Here is a 13,981-nt window from a genome sequence, read left to right on the forward strand (position 1 = left end):
AGCAGACGCGAAAACTCCTTCTTCCCGCACATATTGGGGGCTCTGGCGTCCGCTCGCGCTACTTCACTGTTGGCAGGTCCGGGCTGGACACGTCGTAGGTGCGTCCCGGCTGGGTCAACAACGCCGCCAATTTTTCGGCCTTCTCGGCGGCGCGGTCGGTGGTCCCCCAGATCACCACCCTGCCGTCGGTCAGGGTGAGGGTGATCGAGGACACCGACGGCGCCGCGATCCGCCCCACCTCGCCGGCGACCTCAGGTCGCAGCGTGCTCAACACCTTCAGCGCGGCCAGGGTGGCCGGATCGGTGGGCCCCGGATTGTCGGCGTCGATGTAGGGCACCGACGGCGGCGGCTGATCGGTCGCGAAGTCAACGCCGTCGCGATCGAAAAGGTGCGGTCCGTCCGGAAAATCCTTCACCACCACCGGGATCCGCTCGACGATGGTGATGCGCAGCGCCGACGGGTACTGTCGCTGGACCCGCGCGCTGGCCACCCGCCGGATCGCGGCGACCCGGTCGGCGACCAGATTGGTGTCGATCTGCAGCAGCGGTGTCCCGATCCGCACCTGGGCGGCGTCGAGCACCTCCTCCCGCGTCACCACGCCGGTGCCGGTGACCACGACGTTGCGCGCCGACATCGCGGGCGTGAAGTAGAGGATCAGCCCGAGGCCGATCCCGACGACCACCAGCAGCACCGTGGCCAACAGCATCTTCAGGCCGCGAACGACGCCGCGCCCGACGGGTTTGGGCTCGGGAAGGACCGTCCCCTTCGCGCGCCGTTTTGCCTCGCGACGGGCCTCCTCGATGGCGGTGGCGCGCGCCTGGGCGGCCCGGCGCTCCGCGCGTTCCCGGCGGGCACGCCGGCGCGGCCCTTCGAAGTCCTCTTCCTCTTGGGACTCCGGTTGGGGTTCCGGGGCTTGCGAGGTACCGGTGGCAAGCGGCTCGGTCGTCTCTTCGCCGGTGTCGGCGGAGCCGGGAGCCTCGCTCGCCAGATCGGTGGGTCGAGCCCCTGGTTCGCCGGGTTCGCTCACTGCGACACTCCCCGACCCGGTGCGCTGCGGTTGGCCCGCATCCGCAGCGCGGCGAGGATCTCGGGGCCGAGCAGCGTCACGTCGCCCGCGCCCATGGTGACAACGACGTCGCCCGGTGCCGCGGCGTCGGCCACCTCTTCGGCCACCGCCGAGAAGTCCGGCAGGTAGCGCACCGGAACGCTGACATGTTCGGCGACGCTGGCTCCGCTGATGCCGGTCAGAGGTTGTTCGCGCGCGCCGTAGACGTCGAGTACGAACACGCGGTCGGCGCCGTCCAGTGCGTGCCCGAATGCTTGAGCGAAAGCCTTTGTCCGCGAATACAAATGGGGCTGAAACACGACAAGTGAGCGACCGCTGCCGCTCTGCTGGACGACGGAACGGACCGCCGCCAGGGTGGCGCTGATCTCGGTGGGGTGATGGGCATAGTCGTCGAACACCCGCACCGAATTGGCGGTGCCGACCAGTTCGAAGCGCCTCCGTACGCCTTCGAACGTGGCCAGCCCGTCGAGCACTTCGTCGACGGGCGCGCCGGTCTCGGTCGCCGCCAGCAGCGCCGCCAGTGCATTGAGTGCCATGTGGCGTCCCGGCACCGACAGCCGCATCACCCGCTGCTGCGGCTCGTCGGCAAGCTGGATGAGGGCAACGGCTTCGGTGCCGTGCTGCTCCCAGGACAGCAGGCGAGCGGCCAGCGGTCCCCCCGATTGCGATCCGTAGCGAAGCACCCGGATGCCCAGCTCGTCCGTGCGCTGCGCCAGTGCCGCAGCTCCCGGGTCGTCGGCGCAGGCCACCAGCGCACCGCCGGGGGCGAGGCGCTCGACGAAGGAGTCGAACACCCCGACATATGCGTCGGTGCTGCCGTAAAAGTCCAGGTGGTCGGACTCGATATTGGTCACCACCGCGACGTTCGGGGTGTACTCCAGCAGCGTGCCGTCGCTTTCGTCGGCTTCGGCGACGAAGTAGTCGCCGCTGCCGTGATGGGCGTTGGTGCCGGCCTCGCCGAGCTCGCCGCCGACGGCGAACGACGGGTCGCGCCCGCAGTGCTGCAGCGCGACGATCAGCATCGACGTGGTCGTCGTCTTGCCGTGCGTGCCGGTCACCATCAAGGTGGTGCGCCCGGCCATCAACTTGGCCAACACCACCGGCCGCAATACCACCGGGATCCCGCGGCGCCGGGCCTCGACCAGCTCGGGATTCGTCTTGGGGATCGCGGCGTGAGTGGTGATCACGGCGGTGACGCCGCCGGGCAGCAGATCCAGCGACGACGCGTCGTGACCGATCCGGATCAGCGCGCCGCGCGCCCGCAGCGCATGCACACCGCGCGACTCTTTGGCGTCCGAGCCCGACACCATCCCGCCGCGGTCCAGCAGGATGCGGGCGATGCCGGACATGCCGGCGCCACCGATGCCCACCATGTGCACGCGCTGCAGCTCCGGCGGCAGCTGTTCGGCGGTCACCGGCGGGCTCCGCGCATCTGGCGGACGACATCCAGCGCCGCCCGCGCCACCTGCTGCGCGGCGTCGCGGTGCCCCACCAGGGCCGCCGCCGCAGTCATCGCCGCCAGCCGGGGCGCGTCGTTGAGCAGCCCGGATACGTCGCGCGCCACCAGCTCCGGCGTCAGCGCGGCATCGGCGACGATCATGCCGCCCCCGGCGTTGACCACCGGCAGCGCGTTGAGCCGCTGCTCTCCGTTGCCGATCGGCAGCGGCACGTAGATGGCGGGCAGGCCGACGGCCGAGACCTCGGCCACCGTCATCGCGCCCGATCGGCAGATCACCATGTCGGCGGCGGAGTAGGCCAGGTCCATCCGGTCCAGGTAGGGCACTGCCAGATACGGCGGATCGCCAGGATCGGGTGTGCGCAGGTCGAGAGTGTTCTTGGGGCCGTGCGCGTGCAACACGGACACGCCGGCGGCGGCCAGGTCGGCGGCCGCGGCGGAGACGGCCCGGTTCAGCGAGACGGCGCCCTGGGAGCCGCCGAACACCAGCAGCACGCGGGCGTCGTCGGCGAAGCCGAAGTGGGCCCGCGCCTGCGCGCGCAGGGCGGCGCGGTTCAACGTTGTGATCGCCGCCCGTACCGGCACTCCCACCACTTCGGCGCGCCGCAGCCCCGAATCGGGCACGGCGGACAGGATCCGGTCGGCGGTCCGGGCGCCCACCCGGTTCGCCAGCCCGGCCCGGGCATTGGCCTCGTGAATCACCACCGGGATGCGGCGGCGCCCCGGCCTAGCGCGCGAAGCCAGGTAGGCCGGCAACGCCACGTAACCGCCGAAACCGATGACGACGTCGGCGGCCACCTTGTCGAGCACCGCCCGAGTTTCCCGGACGGCGCGCCAAACGCGGGGTGGCAGGCGGGCCAGGTCGCCGCTGGGCTTTCGTGGCAGCGGCACCGGCGTGATCAGCTCCAGCTGGTAGCCGCGTGCGGGTACCAGCCGAGTCTCCAGCCCGCGGGCGGTGCCCAGCGCGGTGATCCTGATCCCGGGGCAAAGGGCGGTCAGCGCGTCGGCCACGGCCATGGCCGGCTCCACGTGACCGGCGGTCCCGCCACCGGCCAGCACGACAGAGAACGCACCACCGGCGGGCAGGGGGCTGTCCCCTGGCCCGCCGGCCGGCTCTGTGACCTTGTCGTTCACCCGTAACGCTGACCTTCCAATGCCCCTACGCGCCCTGGCTGGCGCCGGCCAGCGTATTGCTGGCCAGATCTATGATGCCTTTCCCGCCCGCGGCCGCTTCCCGCAGACCGCCGACTGGTACGCGGCTGCGCCTTCTGCGGCGGCCCGGCGACCCGCCGGACCGGCTCCCGCGGCGGCTTGCGGGCCGGTTGCGGACGCTTGCGCTCGCGGAACGACTCGATCCGGCTGGGCACATATGGCTCCGGCGGCGGCAGCCGCAGCAGCCGGTTGACCTTGTCGTCGCGGCCGGCGCGCAGTGCGGCCACCGCCTCCGGTTCGTGCCGGGCCGCATTCGCCATGATCCCGATCATGAAAAGTGTTGCCGCCGTTGATGTTCCACCGGCGGAGATCAGCGGCAACTGCAGGCCGGTCACAGGCAGCAGGCCGATCACATAGCCGATGTTGATGAATGCCTGCCCGAGCACCCACAACGTTGTGGTGGCGGTGAGCAGGCGCAGGAACGGATCGGCGGACCGGCGGGCGATGCGCATGCCGGTGTAGGCGAACAATCCGAACAGTCCCAGCAGACCCACCGCCCCGATGAGCCCGAGCTCCTCGCCGATGATCGCGAAGATGAAGTCGTTGTGGGCATTGGGCAGATAGTTCCACTTGGCCACACCCTGGCCCAGGCCGTCGCCGAAGATGCCGCCGTGCGCCAGCGCGTACTTGGCCTGTCGCGCCTGATAACCGGTGTCCATCGGGTCGTCTTCGGGGTCGAGCCAGGACCGCACCCGGTCAGAGCGATAGCCCGCCGACATGGCCAACACGGCCCCGGCGGCGAAGACCGCGCCGAGCGAACTGACGAAGACCCGCAGCGGGAGCCCGGCATACCAGAGCAGCCCCAGCAGGATGATGCCCAGGGAGACGGTCTGCCCGAGGTCAGGCTGCGCCACGATCAGCCCCAGCGCGATCAGCGCGGCCGGCACCAGCGGAATCAGCATTTCGCGCAGCGAGGCCCGCTCCAGGCGCCGGGCCGCCAGCAGGTGGGCGCCCCAGATCGCGAAGGCGATCTTCGCCAGCTCGGAGGGCTGCATGGAGAAGCCCGCGATGACGAACCACTTGCGAGACCCGTTGGCCAGGTTGCCGATACCCGGAATGAGCACCAGAACCAGCAGGATGATGGTGATCGCGTAGCTGGTGAAGGCAATGCGCCGGATGAACCGCACCGACATCCGCAACCCGGCGTAGCAGGCGACCAGCCCGACGATGGTCCAGAGCACCTGCTTGCCGAAGATGACCCAGGCCGACCCGTCGTTGTCGTATGAGTGCACACCGGAGGCCGACAGCACCATGATCAGGCCGAGCGACGTCAGCAGCGCGGTAACAGCGATGATCAGGTGAAACGAGGTCATGGGCCGGCCCAGCCAGGCGCCGAACGCGGTGCGCGGCCCGCCCGGCTCGGCCTTGGGCGCGCCGGCATCCTCGGCAACGGCCGCATCGGCCTGGTCGGCCTGTCCCGTCACCTCGGCAGCGCCGGCCTTCTCCCCCTTGTCCCGGCGGAACAGCCGGGTCACTGCGATACCCACACCCCTACCGGACCGCGGCGCGGACGGCGGCCGCGAATGCGTCGCCCCGTGCGGCATAGCCGGTGAACTGGTCAAACGATGCGCCAGCCGGGGCGAGCAACACCGCGTCCCCGGGCGTGGCCAGCTCGCGGGCCGCGGCCACGACCGCGGCCATCACACGAGATCCGACATCCTCGCCGCCTTTATTGACTTGTGTCACATCAGCAACAGAAACCACACCAGTCGCATGCATCCCAACATCCTCACCTGTAACGACCTGTACGACGGGGACATCGGGGGCGTGTCGTGATAACGCGTCGGCAACCTCGGCGCGGTCTCGCCCGAAGAGGACCGCTCCGACCAGGTGCGACGCGATGCGCGCGACCTCGGCATCCAGGGATGCGCCCTTGAGCAGACCGCCGGCCAGCCACACCACCCGGGGATAGGCCAGCACCGACGCCTGCGCGGCGTGCGGGTTGGTGGCCTTGGAATCGTCGACATAGGTGATGCCGTCGACGACAGTCACCACTTCACAGCGGTGGCGGCCCAGCTGAAACGAGTCGATGGCCGCGGCGATCGCTTCGGGGGGCACATCCACCGCGCGCGCCAGCGCCGCGGCTGCCAGGGTGTTAAGCACGCCGACCGGACCGGGCACCGGAATCGACGTCACCGGCAGCAGCGGCAGGCCCTCGGCGAACGCGCGGTCGACCAGCTGCCCGTCGCGCACGCCGAGTTCTCCGGGCGCGGGTGTACCGAGCCGGAAGCCCACCCGGACCGCCGCCGACGCGGTGTCGCGCAGCGCCGCCGCCCGGTCGTCGTCCAAGCCGACGACCGCGACCCGGCCGGTGAGCACCCGGGCCTTGGCGGCGGTGTAGGCGGCCATGGTGTGGTGCCAGTCCAGGTGGTCTTCGGCGATGTTGAGTACGACGCCGGCCTCGGGCCGCAGCGAGGGCGCCCAGTACAGCTGGAAGCTGGACAGTTCGACGGCGAGCACGTCCAACGGCTGGTCCAGCACGTCGAGCACCGGGTCGCCGATGTTGCCGCACAGCCGGCTGCGCAGTCCGGCGGCGGTCAGCATGTCGTGCAGCATCGAAGTGGTCGTGGTTTTGCCGTTGGTGCCGGTCACCACCAGCCACCGCCGCGGTGGCCCGAAGTGGCCGGCCGCATCCAGCCGCCAGGCCAGCTCCACGTCACCCCAGATGGGCACACCGGCCGCTGCGGCGGCTGCCAGCACCGGGGTGTCCGGCTGGAACCCGGGACTGGTGACCACCAGCGCGAACCGGTGGATCTGCGCGATGGCGGTCGCCGGGTCGGCGGTCGCGACACCATTCTCGGCAAGCGGGGCCAGCATCGCGGGGTCGTCGTCGCACAGCGTCGGCGCGGCGCCGAAACGGGTCAACGCGGACAGCACGGCACGGCCGGTCACCCGGGCCCCGGCGATCAGAACGGGCGCACCAGGCGCCAACGGGTCCAGCACGTCAGGCACCGATCGTGGACAGCCACTCGCCGTAGAACAGGGCGACGCCCAGGCCGCAGCTGATCGCGGTGAGCAGCCAGAATCGGATGATCACCGTGGTTTCCGCCCAGCCGCCGAGTTCGAAGTGGTGATGGAAGGGGGCCATCCGGAAGACCCGGCGACCGGTGGTGCGGAAGGCCAGGATCTGCAACACCACCGAGGTGACCTCGGCGACGAACAAAGCCCCCAACACCACCGCGAGAATCTCGGTGCGACTGGTCACCGACAGGCCGGCGATGATGCCGCCCAGAGCCAACGACCCGGTGTCGCCCATGAAGATCTTGGCCGGCGCGGCATTCCACCACAGAAACCCGATGCAGGCGCCGGCGGTGGCGGCCGCGATCAGCGCCAGGTCCAGCGGGTCGCGCACGTTGTAGCAGCCCAGGCCCGGCGCGGTGACGCAGGCATTGCGGTACTGCCAGAAGGTGATCAGGACGTAGGCGCCGGTGACCATCGCCATGCAGCCGGCCGCCAGGCCGTCCAGTCCGTCGGTGAAATTCACCGCATTGGACCAGGCACTGACCACCACCACGCAGAACAGCACGAACAGTCCCGGCGCGAAGGTGACGGTGGCGATCTCCCGCACGTAGGACAGGTCCGCGGTGCCCGGCGTCAGGCCGGCGTTGTTGCGGAACTGCAGCACCAGCACCGCGAACAGGACGGCGGCGGTGATCTGCCCGACCGTCTTGGCCGTCTTGTTCAGGCCCAGGTTGCGCGAGCGGCGGATCTTGATCAGGTCGTCGATGAAACCGACCCCGCCCAGGGCGGTGGCCAGGCCCAGCACACACAGACCCGACGCCGAGATGCCTTCGCCGTCGAACGCCAGCCCGAACAGATGGGTGCCCAGATAGCCGGCCCAGATGCCGGCCAGAATCGCCACCCCACCCATCGACGGCGTACCCCGCTTGGTGTGGTGACTCGGCGGGCCGTCCTCGCGGATCTGGTGACCGAAACCCTGCCGGGTGAACAGCCGGATCAGCGCCGGAGTCAGCAGGATGGAGACGGTCACCGCGATGGCGACGGCGATCAGGATCTGTCTCACGGGCGTGTGCTCCCGCCATCCGCGACCAGCGAGTCAGCCAGCGCCCCCAAGCCGGCCGAGTTGGACGCTTTGACCAGAACCACGTCTCCGGGTCGAAGCTCAGCGCGCAATAGAGAGAGGGCAGCGGCCGCATCGTCAACGATGACAGCCCCTCGGTCGCCGTCGGAGCCCCACGAGCCTTCCATCACCGCACCCTGGTGCATGGCGCTCATCGACCTCCCGGTTCCCACGACAACGAGTCGAGACACATCTAATCGCACCGCGAGCCGGCCGATGCGATCGTGCTCGGTTATCGCATCCTCGCCGAGCTCGGCCATCTCCCCGAGCACCGCCCAACTGCGTCGCGGTTGGTCGTCGCGGTGCGCGATCCAGGCGAGCGCCTGCAGGCCGGCCCGCATCGAGTCGGGGTTGGCGTTGTAGGCGTCGTCGATGACGGTCACGCCGTCGGCGCGGGTGCTCACCTGCATGCGGTGGCGCGACACCGGACCCGCCGCGCCGAGCGCCGCCGCGATCTGATCGACGCTGGCACCGCATTCCAGTGCGACCGCTGCCGCACACAGTGCGTTGCTCACCTGATGGTCGCCGTATACGCCGAGCGCAACCTCGGCCTCCACGTCTCCCGCGTGCAGGGTGAACTGCGGCCGGGCCAACTCGTCGAGTGACACCGGCCCGGCCCACACGTCACCGGCATTGCGACTCACCCGGACCACCCGCGCCGCCGTCAGCTCGGCCATGGCGGCCACCAGCGGGTCGTCGGCGTTCAGAACGACCACGCCGGATGACGTAACCGCTTGCGGCAGTTCAGATTTGGTTCGGGCAATGATCTCCCGGGAGCCGAATTCGCCCAGGTGAGCGGTACCGACGTTGAGCACCACGCCGATCGACGGTGTTGCGATATCGGCCAGGGCGGCGATATTGCCGGGATGGCGGGCCGACATTTCGAGAATCAGAAAATCGGTTTCGCGGGTAGCTCGCAGCACCGTCCAGGGATGACCCAGCTCGTTGTTGAACGACCCCGGCGGTGCCACCACCTCGCCCAACGGGCGCAGCACCGCGGCCACCAGGTCCTTGGTCGAGGTCTTGCCCGACGAGCCGGTGATCCCGATGATTCTCAGCCCGTTGGAGGCCAGCTCGGCGGCCACCGCCCTGGCCAGCTTGGCCAGCGCGGCCAGCACCGCAGCACCCGAGCCGTCGGCGTCGTGCTCGAGCACCGAGGCCCGGTCGTCCTGCGCGGCTTGCGGTTCGACAACGATGGCGGGCACGCCCACCGGCCGGGCTGCCAGCACGGCAACGGCGCCTGCGGCCACCGCCGATGCGGCATGGTCGTGCCCGTCGGCACGGGCGCCCGGCAGCGCGAGGAACAGCCCGCCCGGGCCGACAGCGCGCGAGTCGAATTCCACTGTCCCGGTGACCCGGGTGGCCGCCGCCTGGTCCCGGGTGATGTCGTGCAGGGTGCCGCCGACGATGTCGGCGATCTGGGCCACGGTCAGGTCGATCATTGACGGGCCTCCAAAGCGCGCGCTAGTTCCACCCGGTCGTCGAACGGACGCACCTCGTCAGCGCCGCGCTGGCCGGTCTCGTGACCTTTCCCGGCGATCAGCACCACATCCCCCGGCTTGGCCCAGGCGACCGCATGTCGGATCGCCAGCCGCCTGTCTGCGATCTCGATCAGTTCCGCCTTACCACCTACTTCGGTTGCGCCGGAAAGGATTTCGCGACGGATGGAGGTGGGATCCTCGCTGCGCGGATTGTCGTCGGTGACGACGACGAGGTCGGCGAGTTCGGCGGCCACCGCACCCATGGGCGCCCGCTTGCCGGGGTCGCGGTCGCCGCCGGCGCCGAACACCACCGCCAGGCGGCGGTCCGGCTCGGCCAGCGTGGACAGCACCGCGCGCAGCGCACCCGGCTTGTGCGCGTAGTCGACGAGCGCGAGGAAATGCTGACCGCGGTCGACCTGCTCGAGCCGTCCAGGCACCCGCGTTTCCCGCAGACCCGGGGCCGCCTGCGCCGGGGAGACCCCGACTGCGTCCAGAACAGCAAGTGCGACAAGACAATTGGCGATGTTATAGTGGCCCGGCAGGTTGACGCCGACGCGGTGTCGCGCCCCGGTGGGATCGACCGCGGTGAATTCCTGGCTCGCCGGCCCGGTGGTCGTGACGTCCAGGGCGCGCCAGTGCGCAGGTTGGCCGGCGACGCTGACGGTGATCGCGTCACCGGCTCTGGCCGCCATGGCCCGTCCGGCGTCGTCGTCGATGCACACCACGACCCTGCGAGCGCGCAAAGCCGAGGCCGGGTCGAACAACAGCGCCTTGGCCTCAAAATAGTCGGCCATGGTCGGGTGGAAGTCCAGGTGGTCGCGCGAGAGGTTGGTGAAGCCGCCGACGGCAAAGTCGGTGCCATCGACCCGACCCAGCGCCAGCGCGTGACTGGACACTTCCATCACGACGGTGTCGACGCCCTGTTCGGCCATCGCGGCGAACAGCGCCTGCAGGGCCGGCGCCTCGGGCGTGGTCAGCGCACTGGGAATGTCGACGCCGTCGATGCGGATGCCGATGGTGCCGACCAGACCGACTGCCCGGCCGCCGGCCCGCAATCCCGCTTCCACCAGATACGTCGTGGTGGTCTTGCCCGATGTGCCGGTGATGCCGACGACGGTGACCCGGTCGGATGGGCGCCCGTAGACGGTGGCCGCCAATCCGCCGAGCACGCTGCGTGGCGCCGGGTGCACCAGGACCGGCACAGTCGCCACCTGCGAACCCATCGCGACAACACCGTCGGCGTCGGTCAACACTGCGACCGCGCCGCGCGCGATCGCGTCGGCCGCGTGCCGGGCGCCGTGTGTGGTCGAGCCCGGGAGCGCCGCGAACAGGTCACCGGGCTGGACGTCCTGAGCACGCAGCGTCACGCCGGTGATGAGGACATCGGTGACGTTGGCCGGGGTTGCTGCGATCTGCGCGCCCAGCGTGGCCAATGGCACGCCGGCGACGGTGCGGGGGCGCAGCCCAAAGGGCGTCGACTCCGCCACGGGCAGCACCTCCGATTGAGCTCAGATGTTCAGGGATCGGATTGATCGGCCCTGACACCCTATCGAGAGGCGCCCGCTCACCGCGCAAAGCCGCGCCCGCGGGAGCGCTACGGAACTATGACAATCCGTTGCTGCCGTTGGTTCCGAGAAGCAAGCCGCCGCTGCCGCCGGTACCGCCGGCGCCGCCGTTGATGCCGTTGCCGCCGTTGCCGCCGTTACCGAATAAGGTCGGGACGAAGGAGCCCTGCGAGATCCCCCCGACGCTTCCACCGGCGCCGCCGCTGGCAGCTCCGACGCCGTTGCCGGCGTTACCGCCGTTGCCGCCGGCGCCGACGGCGAGCAGACCGCCGGAGTTGCCGCCGGCGCCGCCGTTGCCACCGGTTCCGTTGATGCTGCCGCCACCTGCGCCACCGAGACCTCCGACACCCAGGCCCGAGACCAAGACTCCCTGGCCGCCCGCGCCGCCGGCCCCGGCGACCCCGTTAAGGCTGAAGCCACCGGCGCCGCCGATACCGCCGAGAGCCAGACCGGTGACCGCCGCGCCGATGCCACCTCCCCCGCCCGCACCTCCGGTGCCCGCGGCGGCATCGGCGGCCCCGCCGATGCCGCCAGCACCGCCGACGCCGACGCCGACGACCGCGGCGCCGCCGCCGCCCGCACCGGCCGCGCCGCCGGCGGCGGTGCCGAAGCCACCCATACCGCCGGCGCCGCCCTGGCCATAGCCGAACAACACGCCGGCAGTGCCGCCGGCGCCACCCGCTCCGCCGATACCGGCGTTATCGAGGGCCGCACCCCCGGCGCCCCCCGCGCCGCCTAGGCCGAAGAGATAACCACCGCCGTTACCGCCGGCACCCCCGGCACCGCCCACTTGCACGCCCGTTCCGCCGACGCCGCCGGCGCCGCTCATGGAGAACAGTGCGCCGCCGCCGTCACCACCGGCACCGCCGGCCCCACCGGAGGCGACGCCATAACCGCCTGCACCGCCGGTGCCGCCGATCGCTACGAGTCTTCCCCCCGCACCACCGGCGCCGCCGGCCCCGCCGATTCCCAGGCCTGAGTCGCCACCGGCGCCGCCGCTACCACCCCAGCCGATCAGGGGGGCGGCGCCTCCGCTTCCGCCAGAGCCGCCGTCGGTGAGAATACTTGCCCCTCCGGCACCGCCGACGCCGCCGCTGCCGATCAGAAAGCCCCCATTGCCGCCCGCGCCTCCGTTGCCGCCCGCGAAGCCGGTGCCGCCGGCACCCCCGTTGCCGATCAATCCGGCGGCACCACCGCTGCCGCCGTTCTGAGTGCCCCCGCTGTTGAAGCTGAACCCGTTGCCCCCGTTGCCGATCAGGAGGCCACCGGCCCCACCATTGGGGTTGGCGGCAGTCCCGTTCGCGCCGTCACCGATCAGCGGCCGCCCCAACAGCGCCTGGGTAGGCGCGTTCACCACGCTCAGAACACTGTCTTGCAACGCCTGCAGTGGCGAGGCGGCGGCCGCGTCCGCCGCCGCGTAGGCTCCACCGGCCGCATTCAGTGTCTGCAGGAATGTCTGGTGAAACTCCGCGGCCGCCGCGCTCAACGACTGGTACTGCGCTCCGTGACTACTGAAAACCGCTGTGATAGCAGCGGATATCTCGTCCGCGCCGGCAGCAAGCACTTGCGTGGTCGACGCAGCGGCGGCCGCGTTCGCGCTGCTCAGCGATGTGCCGATACGCGCCACCTGTTGTGTCGCCGTCCCCAGTACTTCCGGAACAACACTTACGAACGACATCGGATGCCTCCTGTCTGACCACTGGTGAGCGGCTGCCAGTATGCATACCGAAACCCGATTCCGTTTGGACATTCGCCAGAGCAATAATCAATACTTGTGGATTGGATGTTTTTGGGCGACCTCCGTTCCGGCGTGCTGATCGCCGTCTGAGGGTGGCACTGGTGGGGTGATATCGATGGGTCGTTCGAGGAGTTTGCCTTTGTGGAAGACCGCGCCGGCACGGACCAGGGCGACCAGGTGTGGGGCGTTGACGGCGCGCCAGTGGGCCTGTGCGGCGTCGATCAGCTTGTAGGCCATGGCCAGCCCGGCCGCGCGTGATCCCGGACCTTTGGCGACCTTGGTCCTCAAACGTACTGTGGCAAAAGTGCTTTCGATCGGATTGGTCGTGCGCAGGTGAATCCAATGCTCGGCGGGGTACTTGTAGAACCCCAGCAAGGTGTCCAGATCGTCGACGATCTTGGCGACCGCTTTGGGGTATTTGGCGCCGTAGTCGACCTCGAACGCCTTGACGTCTGCCTGGGCCCTGTCGATGTCCTCGGCGTTGTAGATGTCCTTGATCGCTGCCAACGCGGCCGGATGTGCTGTTCGGTAGTGCAGCAAGGACATTGGCCTGCTTATGGAACCAGCAGCGTTGCTCGCGGGTGGCCGGGAACACCTCCCGGACCGCGTTCCAGAACCCCAATGCGCCGTCGCCGACAGCCAGGACGGGGGCGGTCATGCCGCGCCGTTTGCAGTCGCGCAGCAGATCAGCCCACGACTCGCATGACTCCCGATAGCCGTCGGTGATCGCGACCAGCTCCTGGCGGCCCTCAGCGCGCACCCCGAGCATCACCAGCAGACACAACTTCTCCTGGTCCCAGGCGGACCTTGAGGTGAATGCCGTCGACCCAGAGGTACACATAGTCGGTGCCCGAGAGGTCCCGGGCGGCGAAGGCGCGGGCTTCCTGCTGCCACTGGCTGGTCAGGCGGGTGATCGTGGTGGCCGATAACCCCGCCCCCGACCCGAGGAACTGCTCCAACGCCGGCCCGAAATCGCTGGTCGACAGCCCGTGCAGATACAGCAGCGGCAACACCTCGCTGATCTGCGGGGACTTACGCGCCCACGCCGGCAGGATCGCCGAGGAAAACCGCTGCCTTTCACCAGTGTCGGGGTCCGCACGGCGGTCGTTGACCCGCGGCGCTCTCACAGTGACCGCACCGGCGGCGGTCAGCACTTCACGGGCCGGGTGGTAACCGTTGCGCACCACCAGGCGCTGGCCGTTCTCGTCGCGCTGATCGGCGAACTGCTCGATGTAGGTAGCGACCTCGGCCCACAACGCCGTAGCCAACATCTGCCGAGCCCCATCACGGACAATCTCATCCAACAACGACCGACCAGCATCGCTGCTGTGCCCGCTGGCCTCATCGGCATCGTGGACTACGGTGAGCATGGGCGTACCTTC

Annotated in this window: 9 protein-coding genes and 1 pseudogene; all 10 read right to left on the reverse strand. The window is 70.0% G+C overall.

Features of this window, described 5'->3' with window-relative positions:
* Window positions 1-58 precede the first annotated feature (58 nt).
* Entirely contained in the window at window positions 59-988 is a 930-nt protein-coding gene (locus JX552_RS18065; protein WP_205878524.1) for a cell division protein FtsQ/DivIB, read from the reverse strand.
* Window positions 989-1,023: 35 nt separating this feature from the next.
* Window positions 1,024-2,481 (reverse strand): UDP-N-acetylmuramate--L-alanine ligase, encoded by a 1,458-nt coding sequence (gene murC, locus JX552_RS18070; RefSeq protein ID WP_205873353.1) that lies wholly within the window; start codon window positions 2,479-2,481, stop codon window positions 1,024-1,026.
* Window positions 2,478-3,656 carry an undecaprenyldiphospho-muramoylpentapeptide beta-N-acetylglucosaminyltransferase gene (gene murG / locus JX552_RS18075; RefSeq protein ID WP_205873354.1) on the reverse strand — a complete coding sequence of 393 codons (1,179 nt, stop codon included), beginning with the start codon at window positions 3,654-3,656 and terminating at the stop codon, window positions 2,478-2,480. Before murG ends, murC begins: the two co-directional genes overlap by 4 nt.
* Window positions 3,653-5,221 carry a putative lipid II flippase FtsW gene (gene ftsW, locus JX552_RS18080; RefSeq protein WP_431195866.1) on the reverse strand — a complete coding sequence of 523 codons (1,569 nt, stop codon included), beginning with the start codon at window positions 5,219-5,221 and terminating at the stop codon, window positions 3,653-3,655. Before ftsW ends, murG begins: the two co-directional genes overlap by 4 nt.
* A gap of 4 nt (window positions 5,222-5,225) precedes the next feature.
* Complete coding sequence (gene murD, locus JX552_RS18085) at window positions 5,226-6,677, reverse strand: UDP-N-acetylmuramoyl-L-alanine--D-glutamate ligase (protein ID WP_205878526.1); 1,452 nt, start codon at window positions 6,675-6,677, stop codon at window positions 5,226-5,228.
* A 1-nt stretch (window position 6,678) separates the two neighbouring features.
* Entirely contained in the window at window positions 6,679-7,758 is a 1,080-nt protein-coding gene (gene mraY / locus JX552_RS18090) for a phospho-N-acetylmuramoyl-pentapeptide-transferase (RefSeq protein WP_205873355.1), read from the reverse strand.
* Window positions 7,755-9,257 carry a UDP-N-acetylmuramoyl-tripeptide--D-alanyl-D-alanine ligase gene (locus JX552_RS18095; protein WP_205873356.1) on the reverse strand — a complete coding sequence of 501 codons (1,503 nt, stop codon included), beginning with the start codon at window positions 9,255-9,257 and terminating at the stop codon, window positions 7,755-7,757. Before JX552_RS18095 ends, mraY begins: the two co-directional genes overlap by 4 nt.
* On the reverse strand, window positions 9,254-10,783 hold the full coding sequence (locus tag JX552_RS18100; protein ID WP_431195867.1) for a UDP-N-acetylmuramoyl-L-alanyl-D-glutamate--2,6-diaminopimelate ligase: 1,530 nt from the start codon (window positions 10,781-10,783) through the stop codon (window positions 9,254-9,256). The genes JX552_RS18095 and JX552_RS18100 overlap by 4 nt, the downstream gene beginning before the upstream one ends.
* 115 nt (window positions 10,784-10,898) lie before the next feature.
* Window positions 10,899-12,539, reverse strand: a complete 1,641-nt coding sequence (locus JX552_RS18105; RefSeq protein WP_205873358.1) for a PE family protein — start codon at window positions 12,537-12,539, stop codon at window positions 10,899-10,901.
* 87 nt (window positions 12,540-12,626) lie between these two features.
* Window positions 12,627-13,870: pseudogene (locus JX552_RS18110) on the reverse strand (IS256 family transposase).
* Between the last annotated feature and the right edge of the window lie 111 nt (window positions 13,871-13,981).

Origin of the sequence: Mycobacterium gordonae (genome assembly GCF_017086405.1) — a bacterium.
GTDB lineage: Bacteria > Actinomycetota > Actinomycetes > Mycobacteriales > Mycobacteriaceae > Mycobacterium > Mycobacterium gordonae_D.